This window comes from Nocardia sp. NPDC020380 (assembly GCF_044386975.1).
Classification (GTDB): Bacteria; Actinomycetota; Actinomycetes; order Mycobacteriales; family Mycobacteriaceae; genus Nocardia.
On the sequence record NZ_JBIRVQ010000002.1, the window covers coordinates 293,641 to 311,402 of the forward strand.

Consider the following 17,762-nt stretch of genomic DNA (forward strand, 5'->3'; position numbering starts at 1 on the left):
CCGGCGGGGCGCGAATTGTCATACCGGGGTCGGCTCTGGCCCGGATGGTCAAGGTGCTGGCGGGCTCGGTCACTCCGGGCGTGACCAGCGGCGTTCTACGGTGGAGCCGGTCCTGAAATCCTCTGTGGACCCGTGGTGATCCCGGCGGGCGCGTTGCCCCGCTGTCCGCCGGGATCTTCGATCGCGCCCGCGGCCGCTCAATCGTGCAGGGCCGAGCGCAGATCGGTGAGCCAGCCGCGAATCATGGTGCGGGCCAGCCGTGTCCGGGCGGCGTGCAGTTCGAAGAGGTGCCAGGCGCCGGGCACGTTGCGCACCGTGACCGGGACGCCCGCGTCCATCAGGCGGCGGGCGTAGTCGAGGGCCTCGTCGCGCAGCGGGTCCATATCGCAGACCAGGACGAAGGCCGGGGGCAGCCCGGAGAGATCGGTCGCGCGGGCGGGGCTGGCGTAGACCGGCACGTCGGTGGTGCCACGCAGGTAGTAGCGGTAGGTCTGCCGCATATCGGTGTCGTTGAGGATGCGCGGGTCGGTGATGGATCGCCCGGATTCGGTGTCGTGGCGGTCGTCGGTGGTGGGGATCATCAGGGACTGGTAGGCGATGGCCGGGCCGCGGCGGTACCGGGTGAGCAGGGCCATCGCCGCCGTGAGCCCGCCGCCCGCGGACTTGCCGGTGACCGCGATGCGGTCGGTGTCGATGCCCAGCTCCGCGGCGTGCGCGGCCATCCATTCGAGGGTGGCGTAGCAGTCTTCGAGCCCTGCCGGGTACGGGTGTTCGGGCGCCAGGCGGTAGTCGACCGAAACGGCGACCGCGCCAACCACTTCCGCGATCTCGATGGCGGTGCGGTCCTCACCCGGCAGCGAGGCGCCGAAGGCGAAACTGCCGCCGTGGATATGAAGTACGGCGGGCAGCGTTCCCGTCACGCCCTTGGGCCGGTAGACGCTGACCGGGATCTTGTTGCCGTCGGGCCCGTCGATCTCCAGGTTCCGGATCTCCACCCGCGAGGTGTCCAGGGGCAGCCGGTCGAGGACGGCCCGGAAGTTGCGCCGGGTGGCCTCGATATCGGTGAAGGTGCCCGGCCGGTGCGGCAGGTTCGCCAGGATCTCGGCGAGTTCGGGATGAACGGCGGGGACGTTCGGGGTGGTCATTCGAGCTCCAATAGTCTCATTGATACCGTGGCGTTGAGACCAGCTTATAGTCTCATTGATACGGTTGCAAGAGCCGAAAAAACGCACGAACCGAAACGGTCCGTGCGCTGCGAATTCGGTGCGGTCAGCCCGCCAGAGCGGTGCGGGTGGCCGTGCGGATGGCGGTGGTGACGGTGTCCGGATCCTCGAGCATCACCAGATGCCCGCATTCCGGCAGCGTGATCGCCCGCAGCGGCGCCAGGGTCTCGTTCAGCCGGGCCCCGGCGGCGGCGGACAGGATGTGGTTCTTCGCACCCCAGACGGTGGTGATCGGCGGAAAGTCCGCATCGGGCCGGAAGCCGTCCAGCACAGCCAGTTTCGGCAGGTCGCGCGCGATGGCCGCGGGCGGCAGCAGCCGCTGCGGCTCGGCCCACCGGTGCCGCAGTTCGGCGAAGGCGGCGCGATCCATGGTGCGCCCGCGCGGCCCGAGCTGTTCGCGAACCACCAATCCTGCTGCCAGAGCGGGCAATCGGATCGCGCCGGCGACGGGATCGAGCTTCATGCGGCTCGCCAGCCGAGCGGTCAGACCGGTCGGTGTGGGCCGCAGCGTATTCGCGGTCAGCGGACTGCACAGCACGAGCGCGCGCACGTTCTCCGGATTCCGCCGCGCGTACAGCAGCGACAGCGCACTGCCGAAACAGTTGCCGACCAGCGTCACCCGGCTCAGCCGCTGCGCGTCCAGGAACTCCGTCAGCATCCGCAGATAGTTCTCGATGGTGTATCCGCCGGCCGGGGTATCGGATTCGCCGTAGCCGATCAGATCCAGTGCGTACACGCTGTTGGTTCCGGACAGCGCCCGCATCTGGTTCACCCAGATGCGGCGGTCGCCGCCGATATTGTGCAGGAATACGATCGGATCACCCGATCCGGCGTGTTCGTACGTGACGGACACCCCGTGATAATCGAACACCGGCATCGGGCGCTCTCCTCATTGAGTAGCGGTGCCGCGCTGCGCGGCAGTGCCACCCATGCTAGCCGGTACCCGGCGTAACACAAGGTTCGCAGGATTGCGTCCGATTGCTGGTCAGCGTGTTATTCGGCGATCCACCTCTCCGGCGCGCAGCCAGGATTTCAGTTCGGTCATGCCGGTGTCTCGATCGATTACGGGCCGGTATCCGAAATCGCGGGCGGCGGCCGAGGTGTCGTAGGTGCCCGAGCGGGTCATGACCGCGACCGAATACCGCGACAGCGGGGGCGTCCAGTGCGTGGCCAGATACGGTACGCGCCGGAGGTTTTCGATGATCTCGACAATGCCGCGCACCAGCCGCGGATCCAGCTTGCGGCTCGGCGGCTGATAACCGAGTTCGGTGGCGATCTGCGCGAGGAAGCGCCAGACGTTCGTCTGCTCGGCATCGGCGATGAAATACGCCTTGCCGCCGACATTCTCGCTGGTGGCGGCCTTGACGCAGGCGTCGACGATATTGTCGACATGGCAGAGCGAGGCGTATACCTCGTGGCCGCCGGACAGGTCCGGCAGGGTGCCCGCCGCCGCGCGTTCCAGCAGTCGCACGATGGGCCCGGAGCGGTCGCCGGCGCCCCAGATAGCGCGGGGGCGCAGGGCGGTGGTGGTGAACTCCGGCGTATTCGCCTGCAGCACCAGGCGTTCCGCCTCGGCCTTGGTTTCGCAGTAGTGGTTGAGGTAGCGCCGCGGATACGGAACCGACTCGTCGATATCGATTTGGTCGCCGCCATCACGGTCCATGAGGGCACTCGGACTCGACACGAAAACGAATCGTCCCGCACCCGCGGAACGGGCCGCGGTCAGTAGCCGGTCGGTGGCGGCGGTGTTCTCCGCGTAGAACTGCTCGCGGGTCCCGCGCTCGTCCACCCGTGCGGCACTGTGAAATACGACATCGATCCCGGTCGCGGCGCGGTCCAGGGAGCGCGCGTCGGAGAGGTCCCCGGTGACGATCCGGACTTGTCCCAGGACCGGTACCAGGTCGCGCAGATTGCTGGTGGGCCGCACCAGGATCGCCACCTCGTGGTTGCCGTCGCGGACCAGGCGGCGTACCAGCGCGCCGCCGAGGAATCCGGAGGCGCCCGTCACCAGGGCCTTCACACCGCCTCCCGGATGCTGCGGCTGGCCAGTTCGTCGGCGACCATGCGGGCGGAGATGCGTATAACGGCGAACAGGCCGGTGACGGTGCTCAGTACGCCGAGTACCGGGACCGCCTGCAGGGCAAGCTGTCTCATGCGTTGCCTCCTATTCGCTGAGCTGCTTCGCGGCCCAGACCGTCAGCCGTTCCCGGCCGATCTTGGCGTTGTGGCGGATGTCGACCGGGAACTTCGGGTGGAAGAGGAAGCCGGTCACCGGCGTCGTGATCTCGAATTCGTCCCGGCGCTTGGACAATTGGTCCTCGATCTCCTGCTGGTCGGCGCCTGCCTCGAGCTCCACGCACAGCACCGGCCGTTGCGCCCCGCGGTCGCCGACGCCGACCAGGGCGGTGCGGGCGACGCCCGGCAAGGTATTGAAGACCTGCTCCACCTGCACGGTGAACATCGGGCCGGCCGCGGTGTCCAGGCGCTGACTCTTGCGGCCGCAGAAGCGGATCCGGCCCTCGTCGTCGAGCCAGGCCAGGTCGCCGGTGCGATGCCAGACGATATCGCCGTCGACGATCTTGCCGACCAGGTTCGCCTGTTCGGGCCAGAGGTAGCGGGTGCTCACATTCGGCCCGGAGACCACGAGTTCGCCGATGCCGCGGGAGAGCGCCAGGTCCACGGTGCGGGCCTCGACGTCGGCCCAGGTGGGCAGCGGATCGTCGGTGACTGGGATGATGCGGGCCCGCACGTGCAGGGCGGGGCGGCCGACGCAGACGCCGGATCCGTTGTGTGCCTGCTCGACCAGCTCACCCAGTAGTTCCCGGGATTCGATGGTGGCCATGGGCAGCGCCTCGGTGGAGCCGTAGCCGGAGTACACCCGGGCGTGCTCGGGCAGCACCCGGCGCAGGCCCTCGATGCACCAGTCGGGAACCGGTGCGCCGCCGGAGTAGACGCTGTCCAGGGTCGGCAGTTCCGCGCCGGTCTCCTCGATGTGGCGCAGCAGCGGAATCAGCACGGCGGGGGAGGCGAACATGGTGCGTACGCCGAACCGGCCGACCGCGTCCACCACGTGTGCCGGATCGGTCGCGCCGACCTTGGAGGGGATCAGCGGCGGCATGACGCACCGGGATCCGAGCAGCAGTTCGAGAATGCCCACCACGGGCGCGGTGATGAGCGAGGTGCCCGGCGGGACGTGCTCGCGGGCCGCGTCCACCTGGTCGATCATCGCGCTGATATTGCCGTGCGTGAGGACCACCGCCTTGGCGGGTCCGGTGCTGCCGGTGGTGTAGGCGATGAGCAGGGGTTCGTCATCGGGTGCGGGTTCCCGATCCGGTAGTGGGGCAGCGGGTTTGCGGCCCCAGCCTTCGAGGGTGGGCCCGCGCCACAGGCAGCGGCCGACGGTGACGGCGATCTTCACCTTGCGGAAGTAGGCGCGGAACACGATGCGCAGGGCCTGCGCTTCCGCGACGCCGATGAAGGCTTCGGCGTCGGCGGCCTGCAGGCAGCGCAGCATCTTGAACATGCCCATGCCCGGATCGATCACCACGGGCACCGAGCCGATCTTGAACAGCCCGTACAGGACCGCGTACAGCTCGGGTCCGGGCCGCACCAGCACGATGGTGCGCATGCCGGGTGTCACGCCGGCGGCGGTGAACTGCTCGGCGATGGTGTCGGACCACTCGTCGAGTTCGGCGTAGGTCAACTGCCGGTATTCGGGCAGGCCGGCAGCGGTACGGCCGTCGGCATAGATCACCGCTTCCCGCTCGGGATGGGCGACGACCGTGTCGCGGAACCGATCCAGTGCGCGCCAATAGATTGCGGTGCTCACGCGATCACCTCGTTCGAATTGGTAAGCACGGAAATGATGGTCTCGGAATAGGGCACACTTCCCCCAGAAAATTGTCGAGGAATGCGAAGAAGATACCGGGAGGGTACCGCAGGCCGCGTGGGTCCGCTACCGCGAGAGAATGTGTAATACGTTGTCTCACAACTCCGTTGGTGTGTCTCGCGGTACCGACACCAGTTCCTGATAACCCCCTAGGTGCCCCCTATGAGCAACTTGCGTCAATGATCGTGAACCCGCCTGTTCACCAGCTGTTTTCGCGTTATGTGCGACGAAATGACCCTGGTAATCGTGTGATTCGTGTGACTGATGTGAAAAGCCCGCTACTGGTGGGTACGGTACCGTTCGTTCCGGCATCGGGGCTATTGATATATCTGTGGCACGGGAGTGGTTGATCCTCCGTCAGTGTTTATTCTGGATTCCGCGTGCCGCAGCAGAATTCGACCGGACGCACTCAGTCCAGGAAGTAGGGGGCCATGCGTACACGCTTCGAATCGATCGGTGCGTACACACCCGCAACCGCGCGATCGACAGAGGATGTGATCGCCAGTCTTTCCGTACCCAGAGCGCTGGATCTCGAGCGCATTACCGGAATCAAGAATCGGCGCGTCTATAATTCCGATCCGGAGCACTACGAATCCTCGTTCGAGCTGGCGCGGCAGGCCATCGACGACTGCCTCACGCACTCCGGCTATGCGGCCGAGGATCTCGACGTGATCATCTCGGTGTCCATCACCCGCTTCCGCGGGCCCGAGGAGCACACTTACGCACCGTCTTTCGCGCTGCAGCTGCGCAATGCGATCGGCGCGAGCAAGGCATTGCACTTCGACCTGTCCAATGCCTGCGCGGGCATGATCACCGGTGTGCTGCTGCTGGACCGCATGATCAGGACCGGGGTGGTGCGCCGGGGCCTGGTGGTCAGCGGCGAGCAGATCACGCCCATCGCCGAGACCGCGACCCGCGAGATCAGTCAGCCCTACGACCCCCAGTTCGCCGCGCTCACCGTGGGTGACGCCGCAGTCGCGGTGGTGGTCGACGATCAGGGCGACGATCACGACGAGATCCACTACATCGAGCTCATGACCACCTCGGCCGGCGCCGAACACTGCATCGGCATGCCGAGCGAGAAGACCACCGGCATCGCCATGTACACCGACAATCGCGCACTGGCCAGCGAATCCCGGTACCAGCAGGGCATCAGCCGGATGGCGGATTTCATGAAGGAGACCGGACGCGCCTGGGAGAGCGAGAAATTCGACTACTGGGTACATCACCAATTCAGCGGGCCGGCCATTGACTACATCAGTCAGCTCACCGAACGGCATTTCGACACTCCCATGCCGCAGCAGCTGAATGTGTACGAGAACTACGGCAATACGGCTTCCACCTCGCACTTCCTGGTGCTGCACGAGCATCTCGCGCAGCAGCGGATTCCGAAGGGCTCCAAGGTGCTGCTGATCCCCGAGGCGTCCGGCGTGGTATCCGGGCATCTCGCCGCGACCATCACCCGACTGGAGGCCTGAAAGTATGAGCACTGCAATCGTTTCTGCTGCCGTCTGCACGGATGCGGATACCGGCAGCTACTTCGAACTGGCCGAGCGGGCGGGGCGGGCCTGCCTGGAACAGGCCGGTGTATCGCCGGATCGGATCGGGCTGGTCATCAATGCGGGCGTGTTCCGGGACAAGAACATCGCCGAACCCGCCGTGGCCGCGCTGATCCAGAAGCGGCTCGAGGTGGGGCTGGAGTACAAGACCGGGCGGGTGCCCGCGTTCTCCTTCGACCTGATGAACGGCAGCACGGGTGTGGTGCACGCGCTCATGGCGGCGCAATGCTTCACCGGGACCGGCGAACTGGAGTACGCGCTCATCGTCGCGGGGGATACCCACCCGTCGATGGAGCGGGATCGCGAGGACTTCCCTTACAGCGCCAGTGGTGCGGCGCTGCTGCTGCGCTCCTCTGACAGCGCGGGCGGATTCAGCCGCGTCTACGCCGCGCAGCCCGACAGCGCGGTGGCGCCGACGGCCTGGGTGAGCCTGCAGGAGGCGGGCACAGCGGGCCGCACCGCCCTGACCATCAGCGCCGCCGACGGTGATCCGCTCGCGACGGCTGCCGAAGTGGTGCAGGCATTGCTGGCCGGTGAAGACCTGGACACCAATGATTTCGCCACCGGCCGGGCGGTACTGCTCGCCCCCAATCCGGAGCCCGGCTTCCGGGAACGGCTGGCCTACCGTCTCGGCATCACCTCCGCGGCGGTCGCCGGTATCGACCCCGTCGTCGGCGACCCCTACTCGGCGGCCCCGGTCCACTCCTACCTGAGCGCGGCCGATCAGGGCCTGCTCGATACTGCGCGAGCGGTGGTCTTCCTGGCCGCCGACCACACCTCCGCGGCCGCGCTGGTCTACCGCCCGCTGCCGCTGGCCCTCGCCGTACCCGGCAGTACGGACGCGCTTCAAATACACTGACCGGCAGGAAGTTTCATCCGGGCCCGCCGGCCACGCAGGGGGATTGCACAACCGGCGGCCCCGGAACCCGCTGTGCCCCGGCTGAACCGGGCGCCCCCGCGCTCATGCTGCAATGTTGCCGCTCCAGCACACCGAAGCTCGCCGTGCCACCCCTCAGCCGGGACCGATTGCTGAAGGGATGGGAGATGCGGCATGCGGTCGCTCGGGACCGACAACAACCATCGATCGTGGAAGACCTGCGCGCAGTCCCGGCCGCGCAGCCACGACCGGCCGGCGGGGTAGCGGCCCCCACCGACCTGCCACCCACGGCTCAGACAGAGCCCACGCCCCACCCCGACCTACACCCACCCGCTGAATCCGCACCGCTCCGTCCCGATATGCGCCGGGGCGGGCGGCAGGGGGCGGCGGGGGTTCGACTACGGAGTCTGCGGGCGGTGGCGGTGCTGGGTGGGACCGCGACCACGGGCCGGGTGGCGGCGCTGCTGGATGTGCCGGTGGCGGAGATACGCACTGCCATGGCCGATCTCGCGGAGTCGGGGTTGATCGATGCGGTGGGGCGGGCCTCGCAGGTGGTGACGGGGCGGGTGCTGGGTGAGATGTCGGAGGCCGAGTATCGCGGGCTGCACGGGCGGGCTGCGGAGTTGTTGCACCACGGGGGATTTCCCGCGGGAGTGGTCGCTACGCATTTGCTCGAGGCTGGTGGGGCGCGGGGATCCTGGGCGGCACGGGTGCTGGTCGCTGCTGCGGATGACGCATTGGCGGGGGACGAACTCGAGCGGGCGGGGCGATGTCTGGACTTGGCCTATCGGGCGGCGCGGCGGGCCGATGAGCGGGCCGCCATTGCGACGCGGCTCGTTTCGGTGGAGTGGCGGATCAATCCGTCCAGTCGCACGCGTAATTTCGGGCGGCTCAAGGCGGCCCTGAGGACCGGCCGTGTGCCGCAGGCCGACCTACCGGGCACGGTGCTGCACATGTTGTGGCACGGATACGGGCTGCACGCCGATCACGCTCTCGCCCGCCTCGATCGCGCGGCCGGCATCTCCGCCCGCGGTGCCGGCACATCCGCACACGGTGGTGCGGCAACCGGATCGATGGGTGGTGCGGACGGCGCCGCCCCCGGCGTGAACGGTGCGGACGGCGCCGCTGCCGGCGCGAACGATCCTCTTTCCGGAGCGAACGGTGCGGACGGTTCCGCTCGCGCTGCCGATGGTTCAATTCCGGATCCGGGCGGTGCTGGTCGTGCGGCGGACAGGTCGGTCCGCGCGGGTGAGATCGCGGCCGGCTCGCCCGGTCGAGCGGCGGAAGCCGTTGCCCGCGTGGCTGGTTCGCCGGCCCGTGCCGATGATGCGGCCGGGCATGCGGCGCGCCTCGGGTTTCTTGTCTCGTGGCTTCGGTATACCCATCCGGGGCATGTCCAGCGGCATCCGAGTCTGGTTGCCGCGGCCGACTTGACGTCGGAAGAAGCTGTGGGGCAACAGGAGTCTCCGCACAGCCAGGCCGGTCTGCTGCTGGCGGCGCTCTGTGCGCCCGCTGTGGACGGTGGCTCGTCCGCGGTGTCCGTGCAGGATTCGGCTTGTCCTCCTGCCACGGAAATGGCTGGGGTGCAGCGAGTTTCGGGTGGGTCGTATGCGTCCAGGGGGATCGGTGGGGATCTCGATGAGATTGCGGCGGGGGCGCAGCGGTTGCTGGCTCGGCAGCGGTTGACGTTGACTACGGTGGAGCCGCTGGTGGCGGCGGTGGATTGCTTGATGTATTGCGATCGGCTCGATACCGCGGATGCTTGGTGCGCCTCGTTGCTGGCGGAGGCTACGGCGCGGAATGCGCCGGCGTGGCAGTCGATTTTCGCGGCGGCGCGGGCGGAGGCATTGCTGCGCAAGGGGGATTTGGTCGGGGCCGCGGAGCATGCGGTGCTGGCATTGAATGTGTTGCCTGCCGAGCAGTTGGGGGTGTGGGTCGGGCGGCCGATCGCGGTGCTGGTGCTCGCGCTCACCGGGCAGGGGAAGCATGCGGAGGCGGCCGCGCAGTTGGAGCGGCCGATCCCGCGGGCCATGTTCGAATCGCGGTTCGCTCTCCTGTATTTGACCGCGCACGGCCGGCATTGCCTGGCGACCGGCCGAGTCGAGGAGGCGCTCGGGCATTTCCGGCGCTGCGGTCGCCTCATGCAGGAGTGGGGTCTCGATTTCGCCTGGCTGGTGCCGTGGCGCAATGAGCTCGCGGCCGCGTCCCTCTGGGCGGGCCGCCACTGGCAGGCCCAGACCTTCGCGACCCGCCACCTGGACCTCATCGGCCGCGCCGAACATCACCAAACCGGCGCGGTCTCCCTCCGCCTGCTGGCGGCCACCAGCGAGCCCCACCGCCGGGTCCCGCTCCTCCGCCGCGCGGTAACCATCGCCCGCTCCGGCGTGGATCGGATCGAATTGGCCTTGGTCCTGGCCGATCTCGGCACCGCCTACCGCGCCATCGGCGACATGGACCGCGCCCGCCCGCTACTCCGCGAGGCCACCCGCCTGGCCAATGCCTCCGATTCGGCAGCGGTCCGGAAACGCCTGCCCGCCAACGGCGCCCAGCACCGGCCCGGCCTATATCCGGCAGCCGGCCAAGGCCCCGTCATGGGAGCCCGGCCCGCAATAACCAGCGATCAAGCAGGAATTACCGCCGGTCGGCCAGATATGCCGGTCAATGCGGCGAGAACTGTGGCCGGCCGGTCGGCGGCAGCGGCGGGATGGCCGGAAAGCGCTGGCGGTCAGGAGAATCCGAGCGGCGGACGTGCCGACTCTGCCGCGACCATTGATGGCCGACCGGGTGTTCCCGATCGGGGTCGGCCCGCGGCCGTGCCCGGACGGCCCGAAAGACCTGGTGGCCAGGTGAGTTCGACCGGTAGCCGGTTCACGAGGGCCGACGGCCGGGCGACTCCGGCCGAGCGACTGCCGGGAGCCCCGAACAGTCCGGCCGGCACGGCGACGGGCGGAACGCAGCCGAAGACACCTGACGGCCAATCGGGCACGGCCGACGAATGGCTGCCGAGGACACATGACGGTCGGTCAGGCGGGCCGGGCGGGTGGTTGCCAGAGGTACCCGATGGCCGGGAAGACCTGACGGACGGATGGTTGCCTGGTGATGCCGATGGTCAGCCTGATGCAACCGGCGACCGGCTGCCGGGGACGCCCGATGGTCGGGCAGGAACCACGGGCGACTGGCTGCCGGGGGCATCCGATGGTCGGGCGGGAACCATGGACGAGTGGCTGCCGGGGACTTCTCGAGATCAGGCCGGAGCCACGAGTGGGCGGTTGCCGGGGATTCCGGATGGTCGAACCGGTGCGCCGGACGGGCGGGCGGCCGGGGCGGGCGGGCGGTCAGGGAACGCGGTCGGCGGGTTCGGCGGGAGTCCGGGATCGGGATTCGGTTCCGCGCCGGGTGATCTGCCCGTTGCACTGCCCGGCAAGTTCTCCACCGGATCCTTGGCAGTGCGCCCGCCCGCTCCGACGGGCGACCCGCTCAGTCCGGCGGAGCGGCGGGTGGCCGAGCTTGCCGCGCAAGGGAATCGGAATCGGGATATCGCCGAGGCGCTGGATATCACCACGAGCACGGTGGAGCAGCACCTGACTCGGGTGTATCGGAAGCTGGCGGTGTCGCGGCGGAGCGAGTTGCGGTTCGCGCTGCTCGCCAGGAGCGAGGGGACCACGCATACCGCGGTCGGGTGATCATCGGAAGGGGTTCGGCATGAATGTGGGCGCGGGGGAGGACGGGGCGGCGGAGCGTCCGCCGGAACCGATGCTCCCGGAACCGGATCCGTTCTATCGGGCGCCACGGAACATGGCGCGGTCCGCGCCGGGGACCGTATTACGCTCGCGGCCGGTGGAGCTCGGGCTGCTGGGGCTGATCCGGCAGCGGGTGGACGCGCGGCAGCTGCTGTATCGCAGCACCGATATGAATGGCCGTGCGGAGGCCACGGTCACGACGGTGCTGCTGCCCTGGGGCGCGGATCCGGCGCTGCCGCGGCCGATCGTGTCGTTCCAGTGCGCGATCGACGCGGTCGCCTCGAACTGCCTGCCCTCGTACGCTTTCCGCAAGGGCGCGCGGGCGCTCGGCTCGGTGCCGCAGCTGGAGTTGCTGCTCATCGAGCATGCGCTGACCCGGGGCTGGGCGGTCTCGGTGCCCGATCATGTGGGCACCGCGGGGCATTTCGGTTCGCCGCGGGAACCCGGTTACCGCACCTTGGACGGTTTGCGCGCGACCTTGGATCTGCTGGGCCGTCCCCGCGATACGCCGGTGGCATTGTGGGGCTACTCCGGTGGTGGCCTGGCCACGGTCTGGGCGGCGGAATGCGCCGCGACCTACGCACCGGAGCTGAACATTCTCGCGGCCGTGGTCGGTTCCCCGGTGGGTGACCTGGAGTCGACGTTCTTCCGGCTCAACGGTTCCAGCTTCGGCGGCCTGGCCACCCTGTGCCTGGCGGGGTTGCGGCGCGCGTATCCGGATCTGGATCGCAGTCTGCGCGCGCACCTGGATTCGGCCTCACTGGCCCTGCTGGATCGTGCGGAGACCTCGACGACGATCCCATTGTTGCTGCGCGGCGCGGGTTCTCGCCTCGACGATACGGATGGCACGGCCCTCGCGATCCTGCGCACGGCGCCGGAGGTGCGGGCCGTGCTGGCCGATATCCAGCCGGGCGACCATCCGCCGGCGTTCCCGGTGCTGGCCGTGCAGGGCGTGCACGATCTGGTCATCCCGGTCGGCAATGTGGATCGGCTGATCGATCGCTACCGCGCCGCCGGCACTCCTGTCCGTTATGTACGGGATCTGATCGGTGGCCATATCTCCCTCGCGCTGCTGGCCGCGCCGCTGCTGGAGAACTGGCTGGGGGACCGGTTCGCCGATCGCCCGCTGCCGCCGGACACCACGGAAACCGTGCTGTCCCTGACCTTGTCGGCGTCCGCGGTGCGCGGCTATCTGGCGCTGGCCCGCGTGCTGGTGCGAGCGGTCGCGGGCCTGCCGATCCGGGAGCGCCCGGAGAAGACGAAAGACGCCTGGAACAGCGGAGATAAGGAGCAGGCCGCGCGGATTGTCTGATACCGGCCCGGCTTCCCGCTCCCGGCACCTGGGTGTCACCCCGGAACCGCGGGCGCCCACCACAAGTGGCGAGCGCCCGCGAGAGCAATTCCGAATCAGCGCGGCGCCATGCGGATCGCGCCGTCGAGGCGGATGGTCTCGCCGTTCAGCATCGGGTTCTCCACGATATGCCGCACCAGCGCGGCGTATTCGGCGGGATCGCCGAGCCGGGACGGGTGCGGCACCTGCGCGCCCAGCGCCTGGATGGCGGCGTCCGGGAGGGTCGCGAACAGCGGCGTGTGGAACAGGCCGGGCGCGATGGTCACCACGCGAATCTTGTACGAGGCCAGGTCGCGCGCGACCGGCAGGGTCAGGCCGACGATGCCGCCCTTGGAGGCCGAGTAGGCGGCCTGCCCGATCTGCCCGTCGAAGGCCGCGACCGAGGCGGTGTTCACGATGACGCCGCGCTCGCCGTCCGCGTCCTCGGTGGCCGAGATGCGTTCCGCCGCCAGGCGGATGACATTGAATGTTCCGATCAGGTTAACGTTGATGATCTTGGTGAAGGACTCCAGCGGGAACGCGCCCTGCTTGCCGACGGTCTTCACCGCATTGCCGATTCCGGCGCAGTTCACCGTGATTCGCAGGGTGCCGAGCGCCTGGGCGGCATCGAGCGCGGCGCTCACGTCGGCCTCACTGGTCACGTCGCCGGGCGAGAAGGCCACGCGCTCACCGAGTTCCTCGGCCACCGCCTTGCCCTGCGATGAAGGAAGGTCGAGGATAACGACCTTCGCGCCCGCCGAGTGCAGCTCCTTCACGGTGGCCAGGCCGAGGCCCGAGGCGCCGCCGGTCACGACCGCGGCGATGTCAGCTGTCTTCACAAGACCTCCAATAGAACGTGTTCTAGTTAATGTAGGTTCTCATACGCCCGGACGAAAGAGGGACCCCTCGGTGTGGCGTGCAACCCCGCGCCGACCGGCTGGTATCGCGTACGCGCGCGGATTCACAGGTGTGTCGCGCGGCGCGTCGAGTCGTTGGAATCCCGCCGATGGGAGAGAATTTTCGATCGGGACCGTCCGGACTGCGGCGCGCTCGGCGACGCGGTGACGGCGGGCTGCTGTTCCGAACACCGACGACAACACCGTCCGCTACGAACCGACCGCCGAGAGGGTCCGACGATGCAGAGCGACGTGCCCGGCGCCGCGAATGCCACGGCAATGTTGAAGTCGTACAAAAAAGTGTCGCGCTGGTACCCGGCGCTGGAGCCCGCCGGTGACGAGGCCGGGCCCGCACAGGCGCACAGCGACACCGTGTTCGACGCGGACGGCGGCCAGTCGGGTTATCCCCATTACATTCCCGAGGAAGAGCTCGAGCCCGAGCTCGACATCCCGCCGGTACCCGATGCGGTGCTGCGGCGCGGTCATTTCAACGGTGCCTGGTCGGATTGGATGTCCGATCGCGAGTCCGCCTCCTACACACCGAGACTGCGCTACCGCGACGCCACGGTGGTGGAGTTCCCCGGCGAGCACGACGAAACCGGCGACGACGTCGAAGCCGAACAACTTGTTGTAACGCACAATCGGCCGGCGGAGTCACGCGATCGAACGGCGGAGCCGCGCAAACGACCGGCTGGGCAGCGTAAACGGCCCGCGGAGGACCGCGATCGGCCTGCCGGCCAGGCCGATCGGCCCACCGACCGCGCGTCGGAGTTGCTGGACGCGGTCGCCGACAGTGAGTTGGCGCCGCACGACCGGTCCACGGCCAAAAGGCTTTTCGCCATGGCCTTCCTGATCATTGCCATCCTTTTGCTAGCGGTTGCCGGTGGGGTTGCCCTGTATGTGCTCAACAACCACGGCGGCACTTCGCAATCCACCGGCACACTCGAGGGGCATGCCGGTTCCGGTCCGAGCTATCGCCTGGCGGCGTACAACGAAATGACGGCCACCGTGGCGATCGGCGACCATATCCCCGCCGCGGGCAGCCCGGCGGGATAAGAGGGAGAGCTGAGACGATGGATCAGGACTGGAGCCGCTGGCTCGACGAGGTGCCCGAGGAGGGCGAATCGTCGAGCCGTGCCGCGCGTTCCAAGGCTCCGGTGGTGCGGTTCCGCAAACGCCGCGGCGAGTCCGGTGAGGTCGGCCCGGCGCAGCGTCCGATCATGGTGGTGGGTGGTTGCGGCGGCGCCGGAACCACGACGACGGCTCTGGGCATCGCGGGTGAGATCGGAGCGGCCGGCGCGCAAACCGTTGCCGTGGACGCCACTTTCGCGGGCAGTGACCTGGCCTTACGTGGCGCCGACGAACATCTGAGCCCGATCAGCCTGCAGGCCTGGCTCTATGGCCGCGGCGACGGTGAGCCCGCACCGCTCAAGGAATGCCTGTCCCAGGCAACCTCCGGAATCGGCTTGCTGTGGCGCGATCCCGCGCCGCTGCGCCGCCGGGCCACGTATCTGACGGTCGCGCGCGGTGTCACCGATGCCGGGTATACCCCCGTTTACGACGGCGGGAATCCCATTGCCAGCCGTCACCTGCGGCCTTTGCTCGAGGACGGGGATATCGCTCTGGTGCTTGCCATTCCGGCGCGCGCCGACGCGGCGAATCGCTTGCGGGTCACCCTGGAGTGGCTCGATGATCAGTTCGGCGCGCCGGGTGAAGGGCAGGGCGGCGGCATCGTAGGTGACACGACAATTGTCGTGTCACATCAGTTGCCGGGCACCGATTCTCGGATCGCTGATCATTTGCGGGAGCATATGGACGGCTGGGTCCGGGATATCAATGAGATACCCTATGATCCGCACCTCGCTCGGGGAGAGTTGGTGCGGCACAGCAACCTGGCCGCCGAGACACGCCGGGCATATCGCCGCCTGCTTGCTGGAGTGGCATCATGACCGCAGCCATGAAGGAACGCCGAACCCCGTCCGAAGCCGCCCTGGCGGCCGGTGTGGTGCCGCCGCCGGAAACCCGTCGAGCACCCATCTGGGACCGCCCCGTACCCGGCGGCGGACGCGCACCACTGGTGTGGCTGCTCGGGGTGCACGGCGGGACCGGCGTCAGCACCCTCGCGCACGTGCTCGCACCCACCGCCGACTCCTATCGCCGCTGGCCCGGCGTCTTCGATCGGGAATCCCCGTTCGTGGTGCTGGTGGCCCGCGAGACGATCGCGGGATTGACCCGCGCCCATGATCTCCTGCGTCAGCATCACGCCGGTCTGGCAGGACCGTGCGAGGTGCTGGGACTGATCACGGTGGCGGCGCGTCCCGGCCGGATTCCGGCCGAGATCCGCCGCTACCGCGATGTCGTCGGTTCGCTGGCGGGCCAGGTGTGGCAGGTCCCGTGGCACGAGGAGTGGACGCTGGTCGAACCCGACCAGCTTCCGGTGTGGTCGCCGGGTGATCCGGTGCCGCAGCCGCGCAAACGTAAATCCGATCCGCTGGAAGAGATCACGGCCGACGTCCGGGAACTGGGCGCCGGCATCGTGGCGGCGGTCCAGGATGCCCTGGACGCGGCCCGCGACGAGGACGACCGCGCGGACCTGGAGGAGTGATCACATGGTGTCTCGTGGAATGCTTTGTGCGCGAACGTGTTCCCCGGTTCACTCCGTGCTGGCCGGAGAACCCGGGCAGGCGGAACCGCTAGGACCTTCGATCGAAGGGTCGGCCGGGACCGGTTGGACGGCAGGATCGGTGATCGGCGAGATTGTTACTAGCAGTTCGCTTTTGGAGAAGGACAGACAATGAGCATGATCCTCGCCGTACACGACGCGTACAGCCAGATCCTCGCCCAGGTCGGTAATCCGACCCCCGAGGCGCCACCCGCGTCGGACAAGCTACTCAAGCTGGTTCGTTACTTCACTTGGTTCGTTCTGTTGTCGGGAGTTCTGGGTATCACCTACGCGGGCGGCCGCTTCGCGTGGGAGAAGTGGACGGGAGGCGGTTTGGAGTCGCCGAAGATGGTGGCGGGAGCCATGATCGGTGGAATCATCGCGACCAGTGCGGGCACGATCATGAACGCAGTGATCGGCTGATGTCCGCCGCCCTGGCACAGGCCACCGTGCTGGCCTACAAGCAGATGCCGGCCGATGTACTCCGGCCGCTCATGCAGCTGATCGACTGGCTGCTGTGGTGCGTACTGCTGTTCTGCCTGGCTTGGATGATCCTGGCCGCGGGCAGACTCTGGTACGCGTTCCGCGATGACCTGGCAGCCAACGACGCGACGCACGGGGTGGTGATGAGCCTGGTGGGCGCGATCATGGCGTCCTCGGCCAGCGGCATCGCACTGGCCCTGCTGCCCGCATAAGGGCGTGTGGTAACTGAATTGTCCAATGGCACACACACTTCGGAGGCGAACGCATGAGCGAGAAGGAGCCGTCCGAGCGCGGCGGCGTCTCGTTCGGTGTCATCGCCTCGGCGGCCGTCGTGGCATTGATCGTCGTCGTCGGCGCCGTGGTGTACTTCGGGCGCGACAGCTCCTCTTCCCCGTCGACCGCGAAAGGCGATGGGACACCGTCGACTTCGATGAACGCGAATGCCACCGGCTTCGCCGCGCCCGAGGTGGACCTGTTCGGCCGCCGGGTCGACATCCCCAACAACCCTGCGGGGCAACCACTGCCGCAGGACCCGACCAAGCAGAAGAAGTCCACCGACAACGATTGGCTGACGGCCGCCCCGGCCGGCACCGCCGATCCGCACGGCTGGCAGCGGGTGTTCGGCGCATCGGTGCCCTTCTCCACCTCCGACGGCCCCGCACGCTTGGAAGACGGTCTGGCCGTCGGCTATTCGCACACGCCCCAGGGCGCGGCGATCGCGGCAGCACAGATCACCTATCGGCTCAACGCCCGACCGGCCGACCGCGAACTGTACGTGCGGCAGGTCCGGGTCTCCGCGCAGGAGGTCAGCCTCTACGACCAGGCGCTGGCGGATCAACGGCTACCGAAACAGCAGCCCGAGAGGGTGACCCGGTACCTGGTGGCGCCGGACGCCTTCCAGATCGAGAACTATGCCGATGACATGGCGATCGTGCGGCTCGCCGCACGCGGACCCATTGTCGACAACCGGCAACTGTGGGCAGCCGTCCGGCTGATCATGGTGTGGGACGCCGGCGATTGGCGGCTCAAGCCGTCGGAATCGAAGGTGCCGCAGACGGATTACGTGGATTCGCTTGCGGGGTGGACGAAATGGTGACCAGCTC

At 68.3% G+C, this 17,762-nt stretch carries 16 protein-coding genes; 10 read left to right on the forward strand and 6 right to left on the reverse strand.

All coding sequences use genetic code 11. The annotated features are described in order from the left end of the window. Positions 1–197: 197 nt before the first annotated feature. The 5 genes from ACH438_RS04945 to ACH438_RS04965 form a co-directional block, all read right to left on the reverse strand. Complete coding sequence (locus ACH438_RS04945) at positions 198–1,145, reverse strand: alpha/beta hydrolase (RefSeq protein WP_397001330.1); 948 nt, start codon at positions 1,143–1,145, stop codon at positions 198–200. Between the two features lie 124 nt (positions 1,146–1,269). Beyond that, a complete protein-coding gene (locus ACH438_RS04950) occupies positions 1,270–2,100 on the reverse strand; it encodes an alpha/beta fold hydrolase (RefSeq protein ID WP_397001332.1) in 831 nt (276 codons plus the stop codon). A gap of 108 nt (positions 2,101–2,208) precedes the next feature. Then, entirely contained in the window at positions 2,209–3,243 is a 1,035-nt protein-coding gene (locus ACH438_RS04955; RefSeq protein WP_397001334.1) for an NAD-dependent epimerase/dehydratase family protein, read from the reverse strand. Beyond that, positions 3,240–3,377 (reverse strand): hypothetical protein, encoded by a 138-nt coding sequence (locus ACH438_RS04960; protein WP_397001336.1) that lies wholly within the window; start codon positions 3,375–3,377, stop codon positions 3,240–3,242. The genes ACH438_RS04955 and ACH438_RS04960 overlap by 4 nt, the downstream gene beginning before the upstream one ends. 10 nt (positions 3,378–3,387) lie before the next feature. Continuing rightward, positions 3,388–5,052 (reverse strand): fatty acid CoA ligase family protein, encoded by a 1,665-nt coding sequence (locus ACH438_RS04965; RefSeq protein WP_397001338.1) that lies wholly within the window; start codon positions 5,050–5,052, stop codon positions 3,388–3,390. 491 nt (positions 5,053–5,543) lie between these two features. Here ACH438_RS04965 and ACH438_RS04970 point away from each other — a divergent pair, with 491 nt between their 5' ends. The 4 genes from ACH438_RS04970 (at position 5,544) to ACH438_RS04985 (ending at position 12,600) form a co-directional block, all read left to right on the forward strand. Then, the gene (locus ACH438_RS04970; RefSeq protein WP_397001340.1) at positions 5,544–6,590 is read left to right on the forward strand and encodes a 3-oxoacyl-ACP synthase III family protein; all 1,047 of its coding nucleotides are present in this window, start codon (positions 5,544–5,546) and stop codon (positions 6,588–6,590) included. A 4-nt stretch (positions 6,591–6,594) separates the two neighbouring features. Continuing rightward, positions 6,595–7,530 (forward strand): hypothetical protein, encoded by a 936-nt coding sequence (locus ACH438_RS04975; RefSeq protein ID WP_397001342.1) that lies wholly within the window; start codon positions 6,595–6,597, stop codon positions 7,528–7,530. A 434-nt stretch (positions 7,531–7,964) separates the two neighbouring features. Beyond that, positions 7,965–11,231, forward strand: coding sequence for a LuxR C-terminal-related transcriptional regulator (locus tag ACH438_RS04980; protein ID WP_397001344.1), 3,267 nt, complete (start codon positions 7,965–7,967; stop codon positions 11,229–11,231). Between the two features lie 19 nt (positions 11,232–11,250). After that, positions 11,251–12,600, forward strand: coding sequence for a lipase family protein (locus ACH438_RS04985; RefSeq protein ID WP_397001346.1), 1,350 nt, complete (start codon positions 11,251–11,253; stop codon positions 12,598–12,600). 95 nt (positions 12,601–12,695) lie between these two features. On the opposite strand, the gene ACH438_RS04990 is transcribed toward ACH438_RS04985, so the two are convergent. Continuing rightward, positions 12,696–13,457, reverse strand: a complete 762-nt coding sequence (locus tag ACH438_RS04990) for a 3-hydroxyacyl-CoA dehydrogenase (protein WP_397001348.1) — start codon at positions 13,455–13,457, stop codon at positions 12,696–12,698. Between the two features lie 297 nt (positions 13,458–13,754). Here ACH438_RS04990 and ACH438_RS04995 point away from each other — a divergent pair, with 297 nt between their 5' ends. From ACH438_RS04995 to ACH438_RS05020, 6 genes are all read left to right on the forward strand, one after another. Then, positions 13,755–14,570 (forward strand): hypothetical protein, encoded by an 816-nt coding sequence (locus tag ACH438_RS04995; protein ID WP_397001350.1) that lies wholly within the window; start codon positions 13,755–13,757, stop codon positions 14,568–14,570. 17 nt (positions 14,571–14,587) lie between these two features. Then, complete coding sequence (locus ACH438_RS05000) at positions 14,588–15,463, forward strand: MinD/ParA family protein (protein WP_397001352.1); 876 nt, start codon at positions 14,588–14,590, stop codon at positions 15,461–15,463. After that, a complete protein-coding gene (locus tag ACH438_RS05005) occupies positions 15,460–16,119 on the forward strand; it encodes a hypothetical protein (protein WP_397001354.1) in 660 nt (219 codons plus the stop codon). Before ACH438_RS05000 ends, ACH438_RS05005 begins: the two co-directional genes overlap by 4 nt. 189 nt (positions 16,120–16,308) lie before the next feature. After that, positions 16,309–16,599 (forward strand): hypothetical protein, encoded by a 291-nt coding sequence (locus ACH438_RS05010; RefSeq protein ID WP_397001356.1) that lies wholly within the window; start codon positions 16,309–16,311, stop codon positions 16,597–16,599. Then, positions 16,599–16,871, forward strand: a complete 273-nt coding sequence (locus ACH438_RS05015) for a hypothetical protein (protein ID WP_397001358.1) — start codon at positions 16,599–16,601, stop codon at positions 16,869–16,871. Before ACH438_RS05010 ends, ACH438_RS05015 begins: the two co-directional genes overlap by 1 nt. A 53-nt stretch (positions 16,872–16,924) precedes the next feature. After that, complete coding sequence (locus ACH438_RS05020; protein ID WP_397001360.1) at positions 16,925–17,755, forward strand: hypothetical protein; 831 nt, start codon at positions 16,925–16,927, stop codon at positions 17,753–17,755. The last annotated feature ends 7 nt before the right edge of the window (positions 17,756–17,762 follow it).